This is a genomic window from Mesorhizobium sp. M5C.F.Cr.IN.023.01.1.1, from assembly GCF_003997585.1.
Classification (GTDB): Bacteria; Pseudomonadota; Alphaproteobacteria; order Rhizobiales; family Rhizobiaceae; genus Mesorhizobium; species Mesorhizobium wenxiniae.
The window spans coordinates 60,703-79,262 of the sequence record NZ_RZSU01000002.1; the positions used below are offsets into that span (position 1 = coordinate 60,703).

General features: G+C 63.0%; 18 protein-coding genes and 3 pseudogenes. 5 read left to right on the forward strand and 16 right to left on the reverse strand.

Going from position 1 to position 18,560, the window contains the following annotated elements; genetic code table 11:
• Positions 1–165: 165 nt before the first annotated feature.
• Both EOA78_RS01395 and EOA78_RS01400 read left to right on the forward strand, forming a co-directional pair.
• Positions 166–420 (forward strand): type II toxin-antitoxin system VapB family antitoxin, encoded by a 255-nt coding sequence (locus EOA78_RS01395; protein WP_127313540.1) that lies wholly within the window; start codon positions 166–168, stop codon positions 418–420.
• Positions 410–838 carry a type II toxin-antitoxin system VapC family toxin gene (locus EOA78_RS01400; RefSeq protein WP_127313541.1) on the forward strand — a complete coding sequence of 143 codons (429 nt, stop codon included), beginning with the start codon at positions 410–412 and terminating at the stop codon, positions 836–838. The genes EOA78_RS01395 and EOA78_RS01400 overlap by 11 nt, the downstream gene beginning before the upstream one ends.
• A 3-nt stretch (positions 839–841) precedes the next feature.
• On the opposite strand, the gene EOA78_RS01405 is transcribed toward EOA78_RS01400, so the two are convergent.
• From EOA78_RS01405 to rpoZ, 13 genes and pseudogenes are all read right to left on the reverse strand, one after another.
• On the reverse strand, positions 842–3,580 hold the full coding sequence (locus tag EOA78_RS01405) for a DUF2339 domain-containing protein (protein WP_127313542.1): 2,739 nt from the start codon (positions 3,578–3,580) through the stop codon (positions 842–844).
• A 39-nt stretch (positions 3,581–3,619) separates the two neighbouring features.
• Positions 3,620–4,137: pseudogene (locus EOA78_RS37885) on the reverse strand (PaaI family thioesterase).
• Entirely contained in the window at positions 4,134–4,910 is a 777-nt protein-coding gene (gene recO, locus EOA78_RS01415) for a DNA repair protein RecO (RefSeq protein ID WP_127313634.1), read from the reverse strand. Before recO ends, EOA78_RS37885 begins: the two are co-directional and overlap by 4 nt.
• 71 nt (positions 4,911–4,981) lie before the next feature.
• Positions 4,982–5,137 (reverse strand): annotated as a pseudogene (locus tag EOA78_RS36800) (aminoglycoside phosphotransferase); the annotation flags it as partial.
• On the reverse strand, positions 5,133–6,065 hold the full coding sequence (era, locus tag EOA78_RS01425) for a GTPase Era (protein ID WP_127313543.1): 933 nt from the start codon (positions 6,063–6,065) through the stop codon (positions 5,133–5,135). The pseudogene EOA78_RS36800 and the gene era, both read right to left, overlap by 5 nt.
• A complete protein-coding gene (rnc, locus tag EOA78_RS01430; protein ID WP_127313544.1) occupies positions 6,062–6,787 on the reverse strand; it encodes a ribonuclease III in 726 nt (241 codons plus the stop codon). The genes era and rnc overlap by 4 nt, the downstream gene beginning before the upstream one ends.
• Positions 6,788–6,791: 4 nt before the next feature.
• The gene (lepB, locus tag EOA78_RS01435; protein ID WP_127313545.1) at positions 6,792–7,541 is read right to left on the reverse strand and encodes a signal peptidase I; all 750 of its coding nucleotides are present in this window, start codon (positions 7,539–7,541) and stop codon (positions 6,792–6,794) included.
• Positions 7,542–7,618: 77 nt separating this feature from the next.
• Positions 7,619–8,032 carry a holo-ACP synthase gene (gene acpS / locus EOA78_RS01440; protein ID WP_127313546.1) on the reverse strand — a complete coding sequence of 138 codons (414 nt, stop codon included), beginning with the start codon at positions 8,030–8,032 and terminating at the stop codon, positions 7,619–7,621.
• Between the two features lie 44 nt (positions 8,033–8,076).
• Positions 8,077–8,166, reverse strand: a pseudogene (locus tag EOA78_RS36805) (DUF2062 domain-containing protein); the annotation flags it as partial.
• Positions 8,167–8,409: 243 nt separating this feature from the next.
• The gene (locus EOA78_RS01450; protein WP_127313547.1) at positions 8,410–8,790 is read right to left on the reverse strand and encodes a VOC family protein; all 381 of its coding nucleotides are present in this window, start codon (positions 8,788–8,790) and stop codon (positions 8,410–8,412) included.
• A gap of 73 nt (positions 8,791–8,863) precedes the next feature.
• Entirely contained in the window at positions 8,864–9,442 is a 579-nt protein-coding gene (gene pyrE, locus EOA78_RS01455; RefSeq protein WP_127313548.1) for an orotate phosphoribosyltransferase, read from the reverse strand.
• 31 nt (positions 9,443–9,473) lie between these two features.
• Positions 9,474–11,702 carry a bifunctional (p)ppGpp synthetase/guanosine-3',5'-bis(diphosphate) 3'-pyrophosphohydrolase gene (locus tag EOA78_RS01460; protein ID WP_127313549.1) on the reverse strand — a complete coding sequence of 743 codons (2,229 nt, stop codon included), beginning with the start codon at positions 11,700–11,702 and terminating at the stop codon, positions 9,474–9,476.
• A 111-nt stretch (positions 11,703–11,813) separates the two neighbouring features.
• Entirely contained in the window at positions 11,814–12,215 is a 402-nt protein-coding gene (gene rpoZ / locus EOA78_RS01465; protein ID WP_029354482.1) for a DNA-directed RNA polymerase subunit omega, read from the reverse strand.
• Between the two features lie 321 nt (positions 12,216–12,536).
• Between rpoZ and EOA78_RS01470 the strand changes: the two genes are divergently transcribed.
• The gene (locus EOA78_RS01470) at positions 12,537–13,115 is read left to right on the forward strand and encodes an NYN domain-containing protein (protein ID WP_127313550.1); all 579 of its coding nucleotides are present in this window, start codon (positions 12,537–12,539) and stop codon (positions 13,113–13,115) included.
• A gap of 11 nt (positions 13,116–13,126) precedes the next feature.
• Complete coding sequence (locus tag EOA78_RS01475) at positions 13,127–13,789, forward strand: uracil-DNA glycosylase (protein WP_127313551.1); 663 nt, start codon at positions 13,127–13,129, stop codon at positions 13,787–13,789.
• On the opposite strand, the gene EOA78_RS01480 is transcribed toward EOA78_RS01475, so the two are convergent.
• From EOA78_RS01480 to dapA, 3 genes are all read right to left on the reverse strand, one after another.
• Positions 13,758–14,501 (reverse strand): GH25 family lysozyme, encoded by a 744-nt coding sequence (locus tag EOA78_RS01480; protein ID WP_127313635.1) that lies wholly within the window; start codon positions 14,499–14,501, stop codon positions 13,758–13,760. The genes EOA78_RS01475 and EOA78_RS01480 overlap by 32 nt on opposite strands.
• Positions 14,502–14,529: 28 nt before the next feature.
• Positions 14,530–15,009 carry an SsrA-binding protein SmpB gene (gene smpB / locus EOA78_RS01485; protein WP_006202221.1) on the reverse strand — a complete coding sequence of 160 codons (480 nt, stop codon included), beginning with the start codon at positions 15,007–15,009 and terminating at the stop codon, positions 14,530–14,532.
• A 247-nt stretch (positions 15,010–15,256) separates the two neighbouring features.
• Positions 15,257–16,138: a 4-hydroxy-tetrahydrodipicolinate synthase gene (dapA, locus tag EOA78_RS01490; protein ID WP_127313552.1), complete on the reverse strand. Its 882-nt coding sequence runs from the start codon at positions 16,136–16,138 to the stop codon at positions 15,257–15,259.
• A gap of 332 nt (positions 16,139–16,470) precedes the next feature.
• Between dapA and EOA78_RS01495 the strand changes: the two genes are divergently transcribed.
• Entirely contained in the window at positions 16,471–18,525 is a 2,055-nt protein-coding gene (locus EOA78_RS01495; protein ID WP_127313553.1) for a lytic transglycosylase domain-containing protein, read from the forward strand.
• Positions 18,526–18,560: the final 35 nt, after the last annotated feature.

Sequence of the window (18,560 nt, forward strand, 5' to 3'; positions counted from 1 at the left end):
CCAAGCAATGCAATAACGCTAGCGGGGGCCGGTTTATTCCCGGCAGGAACCCATGTGCTCGGCAGACCAGGCCCCAAGTTGAAAACATGGCGGGTAGCGTGTATATGCGATGCTGTATGTCCTGAATATTCAAATCAGAATATACGCCTCACAAGGACATCGAACATGTCTCTCTACATCCGTGATGACGAGGTTGACGCGCTGGCTCGTCAGTTGCAGTCCGCCATCAAGGCCCGGACGAAGACGGAAGCCGTGCGGATCGCGCTCAAGCGCGAGCTTGAACGAGCGAACTCTGTGCTTCCGCTGAGCGAGCGTATCAAGAAATATCAGGATGCCGCGAGCGCACTTGGTCCCGATGACCCCACCTTCGACATGAAAAAATTCATGGACGAGGCCTGGGGGGAACCCGATGTTTCTTGATGCTTCCGCCATTATTGCGCTGATTTTGAGAGAGGCAGATGCGGATCGTCTGCTGAGAAGGATTGAAACTGCCGAGACGCTCTATTTCTCGCCGAGTTCCGCTTTTGAAGCTATCCTCGGAATCGCCCGCAGGAAATCTGTGGCTGAAAGCGGCGATCAAGCTCCGACACCGCCTGCTCTGATCGATCAATGCCGAACGATCGTCATCGGCTTCTTGGCCGAACTCAAGGCCGTGGAAGTTCCACTGGATGCCGCCATTCGCGAACTCGCAATCAAAGCCGCGCGCGACTACGGTCGATATGTCGGCCATCCCGCCAAGCTGAATTTCGGCGACTGCTTCAGCTATGCATGCGCCAAAGCCTACCGGGTACCTCTGCTCTACAAGGGCAATGATTTCTTGCAGACCGATCTGGCCTGAACACTATCGGGCTTCGGATTTAGCCGCCCGCGTCAGCAGCCGCTGGTAGAACAGGCCGATGCCGATCAGCACCGCGCCGAGGCCAATGAAGGACAGCGCCCTCAGCACGCCTTCCAGTTCCGACATGTCGAAGAGGAAGACCTTCAGCACGGCGACCGAGATCAGCGCGGCCGACGCGATGCGCAGCACCTGCGACTTCAGCCAGACGCCGGCGGTGAGCAGCGCCACACCAATGATCAGCCACAGCGCGGAATAGGTGTAGGTTTCAAGCTGGCCGAGGCCGCTCCACAGGCCGATGAACTCGCCCTTGAACAGCCGCCGGACCGACAGCGTCGCGTAAGCGAAGGCAAGCAGCGCCGCCACCAACGCCAGGATCGAGGCATACCATTTAGGCCTGACGTCACGTGTATAGAGCGCCAGCCCGCCGGCAGCGGCGGCCGGCAAGAGATAAGCGAGGAACAGCAGGTTGAACACCGGAATTCGCCCGGTGGATTCGTCGGTAAACAGCGGGTTCAGGGCCAGAAAATGCTGGATGACTATGAAGGCGACCGAGACCACGCCCGCAGCGAGCGAACCATAGCGCAGCACCGAGCTTGGCGAGCGCATGTCGATGGCGACCAGGATGGCGCCGGCGCCGATGGCGATCAGCGTGTAGATCGCCTGCTCGGCGAGCGTCGCAGCAGCCGTGTCGATGACGCCGCCATGCATGGCGTGGCGCACCAGAATCGCAACCGTGAGCAGCGCAAACAGTGCTGCGCCCGCTTCCATGGCGAGGCGTGGCCGGCCATTTGTGGTGTGGGCGAGCTGCCAGGCGGCAAAGCCGAAGGCAAGCGCCGGCACGCCGTAGCCCGGCATCAGCCAGTTGAATACCGGCGTCGTGGACAGGAATTCGGCGCCGACGATTGTCGGATCGAAGGCGACGCGGCCGAGTACGGCAATGACCGCGCCGACCGAAATCCAGCCGAGCACCGGATAGGCGCGCCAGCGAGTGGCCAGCGCCGGCACAATGGCCGCGGCACCCAGGAGGATGGTGGTCCAGCCGGATCCGAAGGCCATATAGACCATCAGCAAGGCGGCGACTGCTGCCCCGCCAAGTGCGGAGGAGACGGCCGCACCACCCTGTAGCGGCGGCTCTTCACCGCGCGCGATCCACTCGCCACCGGCGGCGAAAACCACGACCAGAAGGGCTGCTGCCGCCGCGTAGACAAGATCGCGGTCGCGATTGCCGAAGGTGAACCAGAGCGCCAACAGAATGACCAGCGGCGCGATAACGCCCCATGCCGCCCATGAGGCGGCGCGGATGTGAGCCGATGCGGCAAATTTGCGCGCTGTCCAGAAACCGGCTCCGATGAACACAAGTCCGAGAAAAATGCCGATCCTGAGCATCAGCGTGTCGGACACAGTCGCCGGCAGACCATCGACGCCGAGAGCGCCACCTGAAAAATCTGAAGCGACGGAGGTTGGCGGAATGATGCCGAGATAGACCAGCACCGTCGCCAGCCCTGCGGCGTGCAGAAGCGCCAGCGCCAGCGGCCGGTGGAGCGCTACCGCGACCAGGGCTGCGATAAGAGCTGCTCCCGGCAGAGCATCGCCGGCAGCGTATGCCGGGTCGACGAACAGCGCCATGGCCGAAAGGCCGACGAAGAAGCCAGGTGCGATCGACGGCCAGTCGAAGCCCCTGGCGGGCTCTGCTTCGCCACCGCGACGGCCGAGCCAGATCAAGGCAAGTACGGCCAGGGTCACCGCATTGATGAAGAGGATGACAGGCAGGTTGGTCCCCGGCGCATCAGTCATGTAAAGAATGGTCCAGAGGCCGGTGCCGACGAAGGCTGCCGCCATCAGCAATTTCCAGTCGCGCAAGCGGGCGATGACGCCGGTGGCGGCGAGCACGATCGCCAGGTAGCCGAACAGCGCCCAAGGGTTCGGCGCCTGCGAAGCGACGAGCATCGGCGTCACCACCGCGCCGAGCAGGCCGATGCCGGCCAGCGCCTGACCGTGCACGAGGGCGGCCGCGATGGTCGCCACACCGATGGCGCCGAGCAGCGTGAAGGCGAGCGCCGGCCCGATGAAGCCGTAAACGCCATGCGCGGCATAAACCGTGCCGAACAGGATGAAAGCACCAGCCGCCGTCAGGATCGCCGGAATATAGGCGCCGGCGACGCCCTGCACCGGCACCCTGAAGCCGGTGCGGCGGATGAACTCGCCGGCGGCGACCAGCACCAGCCCGAGCATTGCTGCCATGCTCAGCCGCACGCCGGGACCGAAAATGCCGGCCTCAATGGTGTAGCGGATCAGGAACAGGCCGCCGAGCGCCAGCGCGATGCCGCCGACCCAGACCGCCCAGCGGGTGCCGAGCGCCGTTTCAATGTCGGGTTTTTGGGCCGCTTTCGCCGTCGCGGCCAGTTGCGCAGGTGCAGACCCAGCCGGCGCCGCTTCGCCCGCAGCCCACGGTCCGGATGCAACTTCCCCGGCTTCACCCTCTGTAGACTGCTTTTCCTCAGCCTCGTCCGCCGATGGCGGCGCAACGTCGGTCACGGCCGCAATTGCCGCGCCTGCTGGCATGCTGTCGTCTGCGACCTGTTCTACCGGCTTGGCTTGCGGTGGGACCACATGGACACCCGAAAGCACGAGGCTGCGCAGCGCACCAAGTTCGCGCTCGATCAGGCCGATGCGGCTCTGCTGGCGCGAGATAATGACGAACAGCGCGATGATCGCGACCAGGCCGATCAGGCTTTCGAACATGGCGGTTCCCCCAAACCGAGCCAGTAGTTACTGACAAAGTCAGCGCGCCGCCAGATTGGCGGCCGGAAAGATCGAGCACGTTTCGGTGCCAAAAGCCAGCAGCTTGCCGTTGGCATCCTTCAGCGTTGCTTCCGAAACCGCCAATGTGCGGCCCTTGTGCACCACCCTGCCCTCGCACACCACCTCGCCGGTCGTCGGCGTGATCGGCCGTGTCAGGTTCACCTTGAACTCCGCCGTCGTATAGGCCTCGCCCTTATCGAGCAGTGTTTGCACGGCGCAGGCAAGGGCCGAATCCAGCAGCGTCGCGGCCCAGCCACCATGCACCCCACCCAGCGGATTGAGATAGCGCTCGTTCGGCATGCCGCGAACACCGCGCGTCCTTCCGACACTTCGGTCAGGCCGAAACTGAGCTGGAACGAAATCGGCGGCGCCGGATATTTGTTGTCGATGATGCGCTGGAGCAATTCCAGGCCGGTATATCTAGAGATGTCGCAGTGCGGAATGGTGCCGAGGCCGAGCGGCGAGACCCGGCCGGGATAGAGTTCCACTTCGCTCATGTAATGATTTCTCCGGCGGCGGTCTCGACGCCAATCTCCTTGTCCGCCGCGTGGTGCTTGCGCAAGGCTGCGAGGAAGCCGGCGCGGGCACCGGGCGCCTCGATCCCGCGCGGCTCGTAGACATGGCGGGTAAAAAAGAAGCCGGTCAGCCGGAAGGCATCCTCGATCGCCGCCGGGTCGGCGCGCAGGCCGGAGCCGCGCTGCAGGAATGCGGGGAGCACCAGCATCTTGTCGCGCCATGGCGCGCCTGCGGCGCGTGACACGGCGCGCCCGGATTTCGGCGAGACATAGGCAAGGTCTTGCCTGGCGCCGGTGGCAGCACACTGGCTGAGATCGAGTCCGAAGCCGAGTTCGTCGAGAATCAGCAACTCGAAGCGCGCCACCAGCTCGCCGGCGGCGTCCGTATCGTCGAGGTGGGCGATCATCACGGCCAACGTCTCGTAGAGGCCGCCATGAGCGTCGCGCTCGGGCAGCAGGCGCAGATGCGCAGCCATGGTTTGCAGCCCATAGATGGCGACGGCGCTGTCCATGAGCCGGGCGGCGTTCATCTCGATCGCTTCGGCCTGAAAGGTGCCAAGATGTTCGTCGAGCCGCGCCCGCCACAACAGGTCGACACGGTTTCCGGGCTGCAGAACGGGCTGCTGCTTGCGCGAGCGGCCGCCGCGCACAAGTCCGAGGTGGCGGCCATGCGCACGAGTCATGACCTCAAGAATGGCACTGGTTTCGCCATGCTTGCGGGTGCCGAGAATGATTCCCTCGTCGCGCCACTCCATCAACGGAGCTTGTCACCGGTTCGATGGCGAAATCAAGATTGGGTTTTTGGGCCGCGCGCTGGTGATCGGCAAGCACCCGGCAGCCTCACGAGCATATGGTCTCCGAGACGAAAGGTTCTGTTGTCCCATCCGCCTGATGGAACCGGTCCGAAAGCAAGATCCTTCCATCGGGGAAATTGCGTGGCGACCAACCGGCTCACGAGAGCTGTGTCGATAGTGACGTTAATGTGGAAACTCCAGCCCCATCTCGCGGTAGCGCTCGGGGTCGTCGCCCCAGTTCTCGCGCACCTTGACGAACAGGAAAAGATGCACCTTCTGTTCGAGGATACCGGATATCTCCATGCGTGCCGCCTGGCCGATGGCACGGATCGTCTCGCCCTTGTGGCCGAGCATGATCTTCTTCTGGCTGTCACGCTCGACATAGATGGTCTGGTCGATGCGCACCGAGCCGTCCTTCTTCTCTTCCCATTTCTCGGTCTCGATATGGGAGGAATAGGGCAGTTCCTGATGCAGCCTGAGATAGAGCTTTTCGCGAGTGATCTCGGCCGCCAGCTGACGCATCGGCAGGTCGGAGATCTGGTCTTCCGGGTAATACCAGGGGCCGGCAGGCAGGGTTTCCGAGAGATAGTCGAGCAGGTCCTTGCAGCCCGACCCGGTTAACGCCGAGACCATGAAAGTGCGCTTGAAGGGCACTTTTTCGTTGGCTGCCGCGGACAGGGCCAGCAGCGCCTCGGGCTTGACCCGGTCGACCTTGTTGAGGATCAGCACCATCGGCTGGCGGACATCCCTCAGCCGTTCGAGGATCGCGTCGGCGTCGCCCCTGATGCCGCGCTCGGCGTCGATCAGCAACAGCACGATGTCGGCGTCCTTGGCGCCGCCCCAGGCGGTCGTCACCATCGCCGTGTCCAACCGCCGCTTCGGCTTGAAGATGCCCGGCGTGTCGACGAAGACGATCTGTGCGTTATTGTGGATGGCAATGCCGCGCACGATGGCGCGCGTCGTCTGCACCTTGTGGGTGACGATCGACACCTTGGCGCCGACCAGTTGGTTGACCAGCGTCGATTTTCCCGCATTGGGCGCGCCGATCAACGCGACGAAGCCAGAGTGCGTGGTGGTGGCTTCTGCTTCCGGCGGAACGTCTTCGGTGGCGGTCATGCCGCGCTCCCCTTGTTTAGCCAGACGCCTTCGCGCAAAAGCAGTGCAGTAGCGGCGGCTTGCTCGGCCTCGCGCTTGGAGCGCCCGCTGCCGGTCGCCGGCGGAAAGGCGCCGACCTTGACGCTGACGGTGAATAGCGGATCGTGGTCCGGTCCCTCGCGGCTGTCAATTATGTAGACCGGCACGGCGCCTGCGGCCTGATGCGCCCATTCCTGCAGTTCGGTCTTGGCATCGCGGCGGGCGGCCCCGATGGCCTGCGAGCGCGGCCGCCAGTATTTGTGGATGAAGGCGCGGGCCGCCTCCAGCCCGCCGTCGAGATAGAGCACGGCGATCAGCGATTCCAGCGCATCAGCCCGCAGATTGACGCGCTTGCGCCCGTCCAGGCCGCGTACGTCCGAGCCGGCACGGATCAGCTCCGGCAGGCCGATCTCCTCGGCGATCTCCGCCAGAACTTCGGCATTGACCAGCGCGTTGAGCCGGACCGACAGCTCACCTTCGGCAGCGTCCGGATACGCCGCCAGCAGCATGTCGGCGACGACCAGGCCGAGGACGCGGTCGCCCAGAAATTCGAAACGCTCATAGTCGATGCCGGCATGGCTGCTGCGGGCGCTGGCATGGGTCAGCGCGCGCTGCAGGCGCTGGCGGTCGGCAAAGGCGTGGCCGGTGCGCTGCATGAGCGCTTCGGCGAGCGCGTCGATGGTCAGCCGTTTTGTCGCCGCCATGATCCTAATTGACGAAATGGAGCAGGCGCGACGCGCGCATCAGCGACGGCCATTTCCAGATTTCGAGCGGGCTGGCGCTGCCACCGATCGAGAAGAAGATGAGGTTGGCGCGGCCAACCAGATTGTCGTCGGGCACGAAACCGACGGTGAAGCGGCTGTCCGAGGAATTGTCTCTGTTATCGCCCATCATGAAATAGTGGCCGGGCGGCACGTCGAATTCCTGGGTGTTGTCACCGATCGAGTTGGGTATCAGGTCGAGCGTGTCATAGCTGACACCGTTCGGCAATGTCTCGCGATAGACGTCGACCGGCCCGCTCTCCTCAGTGATGTCGCGATTGTCGATCTGCCCGACCTTCTGGCGTGGCACGCCGACGCCGTTGATGAAGAGCTGGCCCTCCCTGACCTGGATCTTGTCGCCCGGCAGGCCGATGACGCGCTTGATATAGTCGACCGAGGGGTCAGGCGGGAATTTGAACACTGCCACGTCGCCGCGCTTCGGCTCGGCACCCCAAATACGGCCCGAAAAGATATCCGGCCCGAACGGCAGGGAATAGCGGGAGAAGCCATAGGACCATTTGGTGACGAAGAGGTAGTCGCCTTCGAGCAAGGTCGGCCGCATCGACCCGGACGGGATAGAGAATGGCTGAAAAAGGAGCGTGCGGATGACCAGAGCGAGCAAAAGCGCCTGGACGATGACGCTGACGGTTTCGCCAAGCCCGCCGGATTTCTTCTGAGATTTTTCAGCCACGCTCATGTCGTCCTCGATTATGCGTTGGTTGGTATAGAGTCTCGGCGCGCGCTGGGCAACGTCATGCCGGTGGTCAGATGCAATCAATATGGCGCTTCTTCGACGGGCAACGCCTCGATGATCACAAAGGCTTGAGCAAGCGGAAAATCGTCGGTGATGGTGAGGTGGATCGCTGCTCTGTGGCCTTCAGGCAGGATTTTGTCCAGCTGCGCCGCCGCCCCGCCGGTCAACGCTATGGTCGGCTTGCCGCTGGCCAGGTTGACGACGCCCATGTCGCGCCAGAACACCCCTTGCGCCATACCGGTGCCCAGCGCCTTGGCGCAGGCTTCCTTGGCGGCGAAGCGCTTGGCATAGGAGGCGGCGCGGGCGCCGCGGCTTTCGGAGCGGGCCTGTTCTACCTCGGTGTAGATGCGCTGGATGAAGCGCTGGCCATGGCGCTCCAGCGATTTTTCGATGCGTCTGATATCAATCAGGTCGCTGCCGATGCCAATGATCATTCGGCGGGAACTTCCCGTCCGGCGGTTCCAGCTCTGTCCGCCAGGCGCAGCGAGCGCGAGAAAGAGCGGCGTGGCCACAGATAGATACGCATCCGCTCGAGAAAACCATCAGGTTTGCGGCGTCGAAAAAGCACTCTGTTCCTGTCCTGATATCCAAAGCTGCCGCTCCGACCATCCCGGGCCGGGCGCGACAGCTACATCTTGCGCGAAAGGCAACAACGACCTGATATAGCGATACGCTGGCCGCAGAACAACCGTAGCTGCATGCCGTCCGCTGCTGTCGCCTGCGAAACCGGCGTTTCGCCACTCCGGACAGTGTAATCGCGACGGATCTGAGGAGGAGAGTTCGCCGCAGAATCGGCAGCAACTCCAGCTATCTACGGCCCATATTCGCTGACCTCGACGAGATTGCCGTCCGGGTCGCGGAAATAGACCGACATCATCGGGCCACGGGCGCCGATCCGCTCGACCGGCCCGACTTCAACGCCAACGCCGTTGGCCGCCAGGCTGGCGCATATCTCCGAGAGCGGACGAGCAGCGACCAGGCAGAAATCCGCGGAGCCCGGAGTCGGCGCCTTGGCCTCGGGCTCGAAGGTGCGCCCGACGTCATGCACATTGATCTTTTGCGTTCCAAACAGCAGCGCCGTCGGCCGGTCCGGCTCGTCGAGGCGCCTGAAGCCGAGCACGCGCTGATAGAAGGCGCAGGTGTCTTCAACGGAGCGAACCGTCAGCACGAAATGATCGATGCCTGCAATCACGGCTGCGCCTCAGTTAACGTTGTTTTGTGCATGTCGTTGTCCCAAAACCGCTGCGCACTTTTGGCGATATGCATCAGATATTGCGGCTGCCCGGTTTGATGGCCGGTATGGCGGCGAGCTCGGGCGGCAGCCTGTCGGCTGGGTAGGCAGGAACCTCGTATTCGGCGAGCGCGATCAGCGGCACGCCGACATCGGTCTTGCCGGCCGAGCGGTCGATGATGCAGGCAGCGGCAACGACCTCGGCGCCAACTGCGCGCAGGCAGTCAACGGTCTCGCGGATCGACAGGCCGGTGGTGACGATGTCCTCGACGATGACTAGGCGCGAACCCTTGGCGATCTCGAAGCGGCGGAGCCTGAACTCGCCCCCTTCCCGCTCGACCCAGATCGCCGGGGCGCCAAGATGGCGCGAGGTCTCGTAGGCCGGGATCAGCCCGCCGATCGCCGGACCGACGACATAATCGATCCTGCCGGACACAGCAGCGCGGATCTTCTCGGCCAGCGCCTTGCACAGGCGCTCGGTCTTGTCGGCATGCATGAAGACCCGCGCCTTCTGCAGGAAGACCGGGCTTCGCAAGCCCGACGTCAGAATGAAATGCCCTTCGAGAACGGCACCGGCTTCACGGAAAATGCCCAGCACTTCGTCGGTGTTCATCTCTGCCTTGTCTCCAGCACGCTGGTGAGTTCTAGCCGTTCACGCGCCGCGCATCGCTGACGCTCGAATTGTCCTTGAGCTGCGACAGCAGCCGGTTCAGGTGCTTCAGGTCCCAGACTTCGAGATCGATCAGCATTTCGGTGAAATCGGGCGCGGTGCGCACCATCGACAATGTATGGATGTTGGCGTCGTTGGATGCAACGACCTGCGCGATGTCGGCCAGTGAACCTGGCGCGTTGATGGCGGTAACCGAGACTCGCGCCGGAAACCGTTCCTTCGTGCGTTCGTCTATGTCCCAGCGCACGTCGATCCAGCGTTCGGGCTGATCGTCGAAGGCCTGCAGCGCCGGCGACTGGATCGGATAGATGGTGATGCCGGTCCCCGGCTGCACGATGCCGACGATGCGGTCGCCGGGGACAGCACCTTCCGGCGCGAAGCGCACCGGCAGGTCGCCGCGGACGCCGCGGATCGGCACGGCGCCGTCCTTTGGCTGGTCCTTGTCCTTGCGTGCCGCGCGGCCCGGAATCTGGAACAGCATGCCGGCGGCGTTGCGGATCTTCGACCAGCCCTCCTCGCGCTGCTTGGGCGCGGCCAGCGTGACGCGCTCGTCCTTGTAGTCGGGAAAAACCGCCTTCATGACATCGGTGGAGGCAAGTTCGCCGCGGCCGACAGAGGCCAGCACATCCTCGATGTCCTTGCGCGCCAGCCGATGCAGCACCGACTTCAGGCTCTCCTTGGTAAAGATCTTTCCGGACCGTTCGAAGGCGCGTTCCAGTATGCGGATACCGAGACCCGAATACTGCTTGCGGATGGCATTCTTGGTGGCGCGCCGGATCGCCGAGCGCGCCTTGCCGGTGACGACGACCGACTCCCACGCCGCCGGGGGCACCTGCGCCTTGGAGCGGATGATCTCAACTTCATCGCCATTCTTCAGCTCGGTCATCAGCGGCATGATGCGACCGTTGACCTTGGCGCCGACGCAGGTGTCGCCGACATCGGTGTGCACGGCGTAGGCGAAGTCGATCGGCGTGGCGCCGCGCGGCAGCGCGATCAGCATGCCTTTGGGCGTGAAGCAGAACACCTGGTCCTGGAACAGTTCCAGCTTGGTGTTTTCGAGGAAGTCCTCGGGATTGTCGCCTTCGGCAAGTTGCTCGATGGTGCGCCGCAGCCAGGCATAGGCGTTGGTCTCCTTCGAGATCGCGTGGGCAGTGCCGTTCATCTTGCCGCCGCTGTCCTTGTAGATCGAATGCGCGGCAACGCCATATTCGGCGATCTTGTTCATCTGATAGGTGCGGATCTGCAACTCGACGCGCTGGCGCGACGGTCCGACGATGGTGGTGTGGATGGAACGGTAGTCGTTCTGCTTCGGCGTCGAGATGTAGTCTTTGAAGCGGCCTGGCACCATCGACCATGTCGTGTGGATGGCGCCGAGCGCCCGGTAGCAGTCCTCGACGGTATCGACGACGACGCGAAAGCCGAAAATGTCGGATAGCTGCTCGAAGGACAGCGCCTTGGCCTCCATCTTGCGGAACACAGACCACGGCTTCTTCTGGCGGCTCTTGACCTCGGCCTTGATGGCATATTTCTCGAACAGCGTGGACAGCGCCCTCTCGATCTCGGACAGCACATCCTTGTTGCGTTCGAAGATTTCGGCGAGCCGCGCGGTGACGGCGCGGTAGGCTTCCGGATTGATGAAGCGGAAGGCGATCTCCTCGAGCTCCTCGCGCATGCCTTGCATGCCCATGCGCCCGGCCAGCGGCGCATAGATATCCATCGTTTCCTCGGCGATGCGCAGGCGCTTGGCTTCGGGCACATGGTCGAGAGTGCGCATGTTGTGCAAGCGGTCGGCGAGCTTGACCAGCAGCACGCGAACGTCTTCCGAGATCGCCAGCAAGAGCTTGCGCAGGTTTTCAGCCTGCTCGGCCTTCTTGGAGACGAGGTCGAGTTTCTTCAGCTTGGTCAGGCCTTCGACCAGCTTGCCCATTTCCGGACCGAACAGCTCGTCGATCTCGGCCCTGGTCGCCGTGGTGTCCTCGATAGTGTCGTGCAGCAGGGCAACCGCGATGGTCGCCTCATCCATGTGCATTTCGGTGAGGATGGCGGCGACTTCGAGCGGATGCGAGAAATAAGGATCGCCGGAGGCGCGCTTCTGGTGACCATGCTTCTGCATGGCGTAGACATAGGCCTTGTTGAGCAGTGCCTCGTTGACGTCAGGCTTGTAGCGCTGGACGCGCTCGACAAGCTCATACTGACGCATCATGGGCGGGATCTCGCAGTGCTGAAACGAATCATGCGCCGCACTGGCGTACGGCGCATGTCATAGATAACCACGAAACCGCCGACGCGAAAGTGTCGGCAGTCGTTGCTAAGATCAATAGTCGTCGCTTTTTTCCGGCGGCACCAGACCTTCGATGCCGGCCAGGAGATCTTCCTCGGTCATGCGGTCGAAGGTGATGTTGTCCTCGGTGTCGTCGGCATCGGTTGCCGCAGCGGCGGTACCGGTCTGGTCGGCGATCGCCTCGCCATCGGCTTCCGGCTCGTCGACCTCGACATGCTTCTGCAGCGAGTGGATCAGATCTTCCTTGAGGTCGTCGGGCGACAATGTCTCCTCGGCGATCTCGCGCAGCGCGATGACCGGATTCTTGTCGTTGTCACGAGGAACGGTGATCTGCGCGCCCTGGCTGATCTGACGGGCGCGGTGGCCGGCCAGAAGCACGAGCTCGAAGCGGTTGTCGACCTTGTCGATGCAATCTTCAACGGTTACGCGGGCCATGAGCTGCCCCTTTCATGCCTGGATTTGATGGAAAACAGGCGCGGTCCATAACCCGAACGCCGCCAAAACACAAGCTTTTTGGCAGTATCGGTCCGGGGCCAGGTCCGGATCAAGTCCGGGGGCCGGCCAAGGCGAGGTCTGGACGCGCGCCGCCTGCGACGATACGGCACCGATCACAATTGCTTGCTATGCAGCATCATACCCTTGGATTGCCGTAAAACCGGCGTTATCTCGAATGACGAAGGTCAGCCGGTTATTTCAAGCCGACCGATAGTCACGCGCATTTAGACGACCGCTTATTTTCGAAAAGGAATATTTTCCATGTTCGATCCTCGTGAAAAAATCGCTCTTTTCATCGACGGTGCCAATCTTTACGCCACGTCGCGCGCCCTCGGCTTCGATATCGACTACCGCAGGCTTTTGTCGAGCTTCCAGAAGCGCGGCTATCTGCTGCGTGCTTACTACTACACCGCGCTCGTCGAGGATCAGGAATACTCCTCGATCCGGCCGCTGATCGACTGGCTCGACTATAACGGCTTCAAGGTGGTGACAAAGCCAGCCAAGGAATTCACCGACTCGACCGGCCGCCGCAAGATCAAGGGCAATATGGACATCGAGTTGACCGTCGATGCGCTGGAACTCGCCGATGTCGTCGACCATTATGTCATCTTTTCCGGCGATGGCGATTTCCGCACGCTGGTCGAGGCGCTGCAGCGGCGCGGGCGCAAGGTCTCGATCGTCTCCACCATGGCTTCGCAGCCGCCGATGATTTCCGACGATCTGCGCCGCCAGGCCGACCATTTCATCGATCTGATGACGCTGAAGAACGAAGTCGGCCGCGATCCGTCCGAGCGGCCGGTGCGCCGGCCCGAACCGGCCGAAGTCGAGGACGACTTTTGACGGCGGGGGTCTTGACCGCCCCCCTGGTCGCCTCCCCCGAGCCCGATCGCGACTGCCCGCTCTGCCCGCGGCTGCACGATTTTATCGCGCAATGGCGGCAGCGCGAGCCGTCCTGGTTCAATGCGCCGGTGCCGACCTTCCTGCCGCCCGAGGGCGAGGATGCGGTGCGGCTGCTGATCGTCGGACTGGCGCCGGGCCTGCGTGGGGCGAACCGTACCGGACGACCCTTCACCGGCGACTATGCCGGCGACCTGCTCTACAGCACGCTGATCGCACATGGTTTTGCTCGCGGCCAATTCAAGGCGCGGCCCGATGACGGGCTGGAGCTTGTCGGCACGGCGATCACCAATGCGGTGCGCTGCGTGCCGCCGGACAACAAGCCGGTCGGCGCCGAGATTGCCACCTGCCGGATGTTCCTGGTGCCGACGATCGCGCGGTTCAAGAACCTGCGCGCCGTGCTGGCGCTGGGCTCGATCGCGCACCAGTCGACGGTGCGGGCGCTCGGCCAACGTGTTGCTGCTTATCCGTTCAAGCATGGCGGGCAGCAGCAAACCAATGGCGTGACGCTATTTTCCAGCTATCACTGCTCGCGCTACAACACCAACACCGGCGTGCTCACGGAAGCGATGTTTGTCAACGTATTCAGGGATATAGCGGCGTTTCTGGAGAGATAGATTCGGGCGGAGGCGCAAACAGCTCGGCCAATTTCTCCTGCCCGCCCTGAAGGACATTCAGATCAACATCGCCGCTGATCCCGTCGACGCGACCGCTGTCGTGGTACTGCCAATAGATCCAGTCGTCACGACCTGGCCATAGCGCCAGCGAACGAACCCAGCGCGGGCGGCCGGCGATCTGGGCGGCATAGACCCGTGCCGCCTCGTCGGTCACATAGAGGATCGCCGTCTTGCCGAAAGCTGCCTCGACAGGACCGAGGAAAGTCGAGAGTTCAATACTCAATTCCTCAGGCGATGGCCGCCGCGGACAATTGCCGACGAACTCGATGTCAACCACCGGCGGCAGCAGCGGTTGATTGCGCGGTACGACAGAGATGAAATTCTTCGCCTGATCGGCGCCAGGCCTGCAGAAGGTGAAGAAATGATAGGCACCCACCGCCAGACCGGCCGCACGGGCCTCACTCAGATTGGCGGCGAAGGCATCGTCAACATGGTCACCGCCCTCGGTCGCCTTTATGACGGCGAAGGCGACATCGTCGGCGGCGACACGGCGCCAGTCGATCTGCCGCTGATGATGGGAAACGTCGATGCCCCTGACCGGATATTTGCCGCGGTCCGGAGAAAACGGATGGAAGTAGAAATAACCGGCGGCCGCGACGAGGCATGCCAGGATCAGGCTGGCCGCACCCCAAAGGACGATCCGGTTCTTGATCCGGTCCTTCAAAAGAGTGCCTCCCAGCCTACCCACGCTCCTTCAGCAGCCGGCCCTTCTCGCGCGACCAGTCGCGCTGCTTTTCGGTCTCGCGCTTGTCATGCAATTTCTTGCCGCGGCCGACGGCGAGTAAAAGCTTCGCCCGGCCCTGGTCGTTGAAATAGATTTTCAGTGGCACCAGCGTCATGCCTTCGCGATCGACACTCTGCGACAGCTTGGCCATCTCGCGCTTGTTGAGCAGGAGTTTGCGACGCCGGCGCGGCTCATGGTTGAAGCGGTTGGCCTGCAGGTACTCCGGCAGATAGGAGTTGATCAGCCAGATCTCACCGCCCTCGACCGAGGCGTAGCTGTCCTGGATGTTGGCCTGGCCCTGACGCAGCGACTTCACCTCGGTGCCGGTCAGCACCAGGCCGGCCTCGATCGTGTCGAGCACCTCATAGGAAAACCGCGCCTTGCGGTTTTCCGCAACGGTCTTGTTGTTGGGATCGGCTTTTCTGACTTGATTCATGACGCTAGAGTCCGTTTAGAAACTCGCTCCTGCGAGTCAGATGATGGTGGCACCAGAGCGCCGCGCGTTTTTCAAACGCGCAAAGGACGCTCTGGAAACCTGACTTTGCGCATGGCCCTTTCCGAAAGCGAAGTGCTTTCGGGACCGTGCGCGGAACCGGATCGGAGCGTACATATAGTACGTGAGCACCGGAAACGCAGGTGGCGCCTTCAGATGGCCGCAGGAGTAGAATTTCCAAATGGGCTCGCTAATTAATCAAGCCGGCGTGCTTCATGGCCGCATCGATCTTTTCGGCGGTCGACTGCTCGACGGCGACTAGCGGCGAACGCAGCACGTTCTCGACCTTGCCGAGCTTCGACAGCGCATATTTCGCGCCCGACACGCCGGGCTCCAGGAAAATCGCCTTGTGCAGCGGCAGCAACCGGTCCTGCAAGTCCAGCGCCTTGGCGTTCTCACCGGAAAGCGTCGCCTCCTGGAATTCGGCGCACAGCCGCGGCGCGACATTCGCCGTTACCGAGATGCAGCCGACGCCGCCATGGGCGTTGAAGCCGAGCGCCGAGGCATCCTCGCCGGAAAGCTGGATGAAATCCTTGCCGCAGGTCGCGCGCTGCTCGGAAACCCGCTCGACCTTGCCGGTGGCATCCTTGACGCCGATGATGTTCCTGAAGTCACGCACCAGCTCGCCCATCGTCTCGGGCGTCATGTCGATCACCGAGCGCGGCGGAATGTTGTAGATGATGATCGGCAGGCTGGTCGCCTTGGCGACGGCGGCGAAATGCGCGTAGAGACCGCGCTGCGTCGGCTTGTTGTAGTAAGGCGTGACGACGAGTGCAGCGTCGGCGCCCGCCTTCTCGGCATATTGCACCAGGCCAACCGCCTCTTCGGTGTTGTTGGAGCCGGCGCCGGCGACGACCGGAGCGCGGCCCTTGGCGACCTCGATGCACACTTTGACGACGTGGCGGTGCTCGTCATGCGACAGCGTCGGCGACTCGCCGGTGGTGCCGACCGGAACCAGACCGGTCGTGCCTTCGGCGATCTGCCAGGCAACGAGAGCGCGAAAGGCTTTCTCGTCGAAACGGCCGCTCTTTTCGAACGGTGTCACGAGCGCGGTAAGCGAGCCTCTCAGCATGTCGTCCAACTCCCTGGGACTAGCGCATGACCCCGAAAATCGGAGTCGATTTTCTCTGGGGATCATGCGCCAAATTTATAGTGCTACAGCGTCCTTTGAGCGTTTGAGACGTCGCACGGCGCTGTAGGTGTTTTGTCGTGCGCGCCTTCTAGCCGAAAGCGAAGCGGCGCACCATAGTCTCGACACTGTTGCGCGGCAAGCATGGTGGTAGTGCCAGCAAGCGCAATTTGAAAGGCCTCGATAGCCTTGTTTACGGGCTCTTCATCACAGCCAACTAGGCTTCGGTTGATCTGTGCCTGTTGGTAATGTGTAGACAGGAAATGATGAAGACCATGCCGACCAGGCAGCCTCATTTTTTTGCGCTGCTTGGCGCAATTCTCCTGCTGACGCCGAGCCTTGTAGCCGCCGGTAAAGTCGATGTGCGGGTCACCTCGGCCATTCCGATGCCAAACCTGCAGCATGCGGGCCTGCCGGATACGGGCCTGCCGGATACGGGATCTCCATCCGCTAGTGTCGCCAGGCTGAAAAGCGGCCTCGATGCGCTGGCGGCAAACGACATTGCCGGTGCGCGTCAAATGCGCGAAACCCTGCCGGTCAATTCGCTCGACCGGCACATCCTTGCCTGGGCGATCGCGCTCTATGGCGGCGACAGGGTGCCAAGCGGCGACATCGCCGATGCCGCCAAGATGTTGCCGAACTGGCCGGGCATGATCGCCTTGCGTAAGAACAGCGAGCGCGCGCTCTATCGCGAGAACCCCGCGCCTGAGATCGTGGTGCAGGCATTCGGCGGCAGCCAGCCGCAAACAGTCGAGGGCGTGGTGATCCTCGCCCGCTCCTATGTGTCGCGGGGCAACGTCGAGGCGGCGCGCTCGGTGCTGTCGCCTTTCTGGCGCACCGAAAAACTGGAAGCCAAGGACGAAGCGGCGATCATCCAGGAATTCGGCAAGCTCATAGCCGCCGCTGACCACCGCTTTCGCATGGAGCGCATGTTCTATGCCCACCGGGTCAATTCCGCACTGCGCGTCGCCGGCCTTGCCAGCGCCCAGCAGCTTGCCGACGCCTGGGCCGCGGCGGACAGGGGCGACAAGAATGCGGCCAAACTGCTGAAGGCGGTGCCCGCCGCGCAGCGTTCGGCCGGCTATCTCTTCGCGCAAGCCCAATATCTACGCAAGCAGCAGAAGTTTTCCGACGCCGCCGCAGTGATGATGAAGGCGCCGAGCGACCGCAGCGCACTGATCGATCCGGATGCCTGGTGGGCCGAGCGCCGGGTGCTGTCGCGCGAACTGGTCGACCAGGGCGATATGAAGACCGCCTACAAAATAGTCGCAGCACACGCCGCCGAAAGTGCTGCCAACGCGACGGATGCGGAGTTCCATGCCGGCTGGTACGCGCTGCGCGGCGTCAGAGACCCCAACACCGCTGCCAAGCATTTCTTGCGGATCGCCGATCTCGCCCAGGGCCCGATGTCGCTGTCGCGCGCCTATTACTGGCTCGGCCGCGCGGCCGAAGCCGGCGGCCCCGGCAGCGCGAAGGATTATTTCATCCGTGCCGCCGCCCACGGCACGACCTTCTACGGGCAGCTCGCCGGTGAGCGCGTCCGCCGGCAGGTCCTCGACATCGCCCATCCGCAGCCGAGCGCCGCCGATCATCGGAATTTTGCCAATCGCGAGGCGGTCAGCGCCATCAAGCGGCTGCAGGAGGCGGGCTATGAGCGCTATGCCGACACGCTTTACCGCGACCTCGCCGGACAGTTGACCAGTCCCGGAGAGCTGGCGCTGCTGGCCGCGATGGCGGAAAAGCAGGGCAATCACTTCCTGGCGCTCAAAGTCGGCAAGATCGCCGGCGCGCGCGGCATCGATGTCGGGGCGCTGTCGCATCCGCTCGGCGTCATTCCCGAGACCGCCAACATCTCCGGCTCCGGCAAGGCGCTGGCCTATGCGATCGCCCGCCAGGAAAGCGAGTTCAATATCGGCGCCGTCTCCAGCGCCGGCGCACGCGGGCTGCTGCAGCTGATGCCGGGGACCGCCAGGCAATTGGCGAAGAAGGCCGGAATGACCTTCTCGCAGGCGCGGCTGACCACTGACGCCGGCTACAATGCGACCTTGGGCGCCGCCTTCCTCGGCGAGCAGCTCGGCCGCTTCGACGGTTCGTATGTACTGGCCTTCGCCGGCTACAATGCCGGCCCCAACCGCGCCGCCCAGTGGGTGGCTAGATATGGCGATCCGCGCGGCAAGGACATCGACGCGGTAGTCGACTGGATCGAGCGGATTCCTTATACGGAAACAAGAAGTTACGTCCAGCGCGTGATGGAGAATTACGAAGTCTACAAGATGCGTATTTCCGGCAAGTACGACATCGTTGGAGATTTGGTGAACGGGCGGAGTTGAAGAGCGTCGACGGCGTTCGAGATTGCGTCGATGAC

Bases quoted from the DNA above. Each gene is read 5' to 3' on its own strand.
- pyrE (WP_127313548.1), bottom strand. From the start codon at position 9,442: ATGAACACCGACGAAGTGCTGGGCATTTTCCGTGAAGCCGGTGCCGTT.
- lepB (WP_127313545.1), bottom strand. From the start codon at position 7,541: ATGAGCGTGGCTGAAAAATCTCAGAAGAAATCCGGCGGGCTTGGCGAA.
- recO (WP_127313634.1), bottom strand. From the start codon at position 4,910: ATGGAGTGGCGCGACGAGGGAATCATTCTCGGCACCCGCAAGCATGGC.
- dapA (WP_127313552.1), bottom strand. From the start codon at position 16,138: ATGCTGAGAGGCTCGCTTACCGCGCTCGTGACACCGTTCGAAAAGAGC.
- era (WP_127313543.1), bottom strand. From the start codon at position 6,065: ATGACCGCCACCGAAGACGTTCCGCCGGAAGCAGAAGCCACCACCACG.
- EOA78_RS01400 (WP_127313541.1), top strand. From the start codon at position 410: ATGTTTCTTGATGCTTCCGCCATTATTGCGCTGATTTTGAGAGAGGCA.
- EOA78_RS01470 (WP_127313550.1), top strand. From the start codon at position 12,537: ATGTTCGATCCTCGTGAAAAAATCGCTCTTTTCATCGACGGTGCCAAT.
- acpS (WP_127313546.1), bottom strand. From the start codon at position 8,032: ATGATCATTGGCATCGGCAGCGACCTGATTGATATCAGACGCATCGAA.
- EOA78_RS01405 (WP_127313542.1), bottom strand. From the start codon at position 3,580: ATGTTCGAAAGCCTGATCGGCCTGGTCGCGATCATCGCGCTGTTCGTC.
- EOA78_RS01460 (WP_127313549.1), bottom strand. From the start codon at position 11,702: ATGATGCGTCAGTATGAGCTTGTCGAGCGCGTCCAGCGCTACAAGCCT.
- EOA78_RS01495 (WP_127313553.1), top strand. From the start codon at position 16,471: ATGCCGACCAGGCAGCCTCATTTTTTTGCGCTGCTTGGCGCAATTCTC.
- EOA78_RS01395 (WP_127313540.1), top strand. From the start codon at position 166: ATGTCTCTCTACATCCGTGATGACGAGGTTGACGCGCTGGCTCGTCAG.
- rpoZ (WP_029354482.1), bottom strand. From the start codon at position 12,215: ATGGCCCGCGTAACCGTTGAAGATTGCATCGACAAGGTCGACAACCGC.
- smpB (WP_006202221.1), bottom strand. From the start codon at position 15,009: ATGAATCAAGTCAGAAAAGCCGATCCCAACAACAAGACCGTTGCGGAA.
- rnc (WP_127313544.1), bottom strand. From the start codon at position 6,787: ATGGCGGCGACAAAACGGCTGACCATCGACGCGCTCGCCGAAGCGCTC.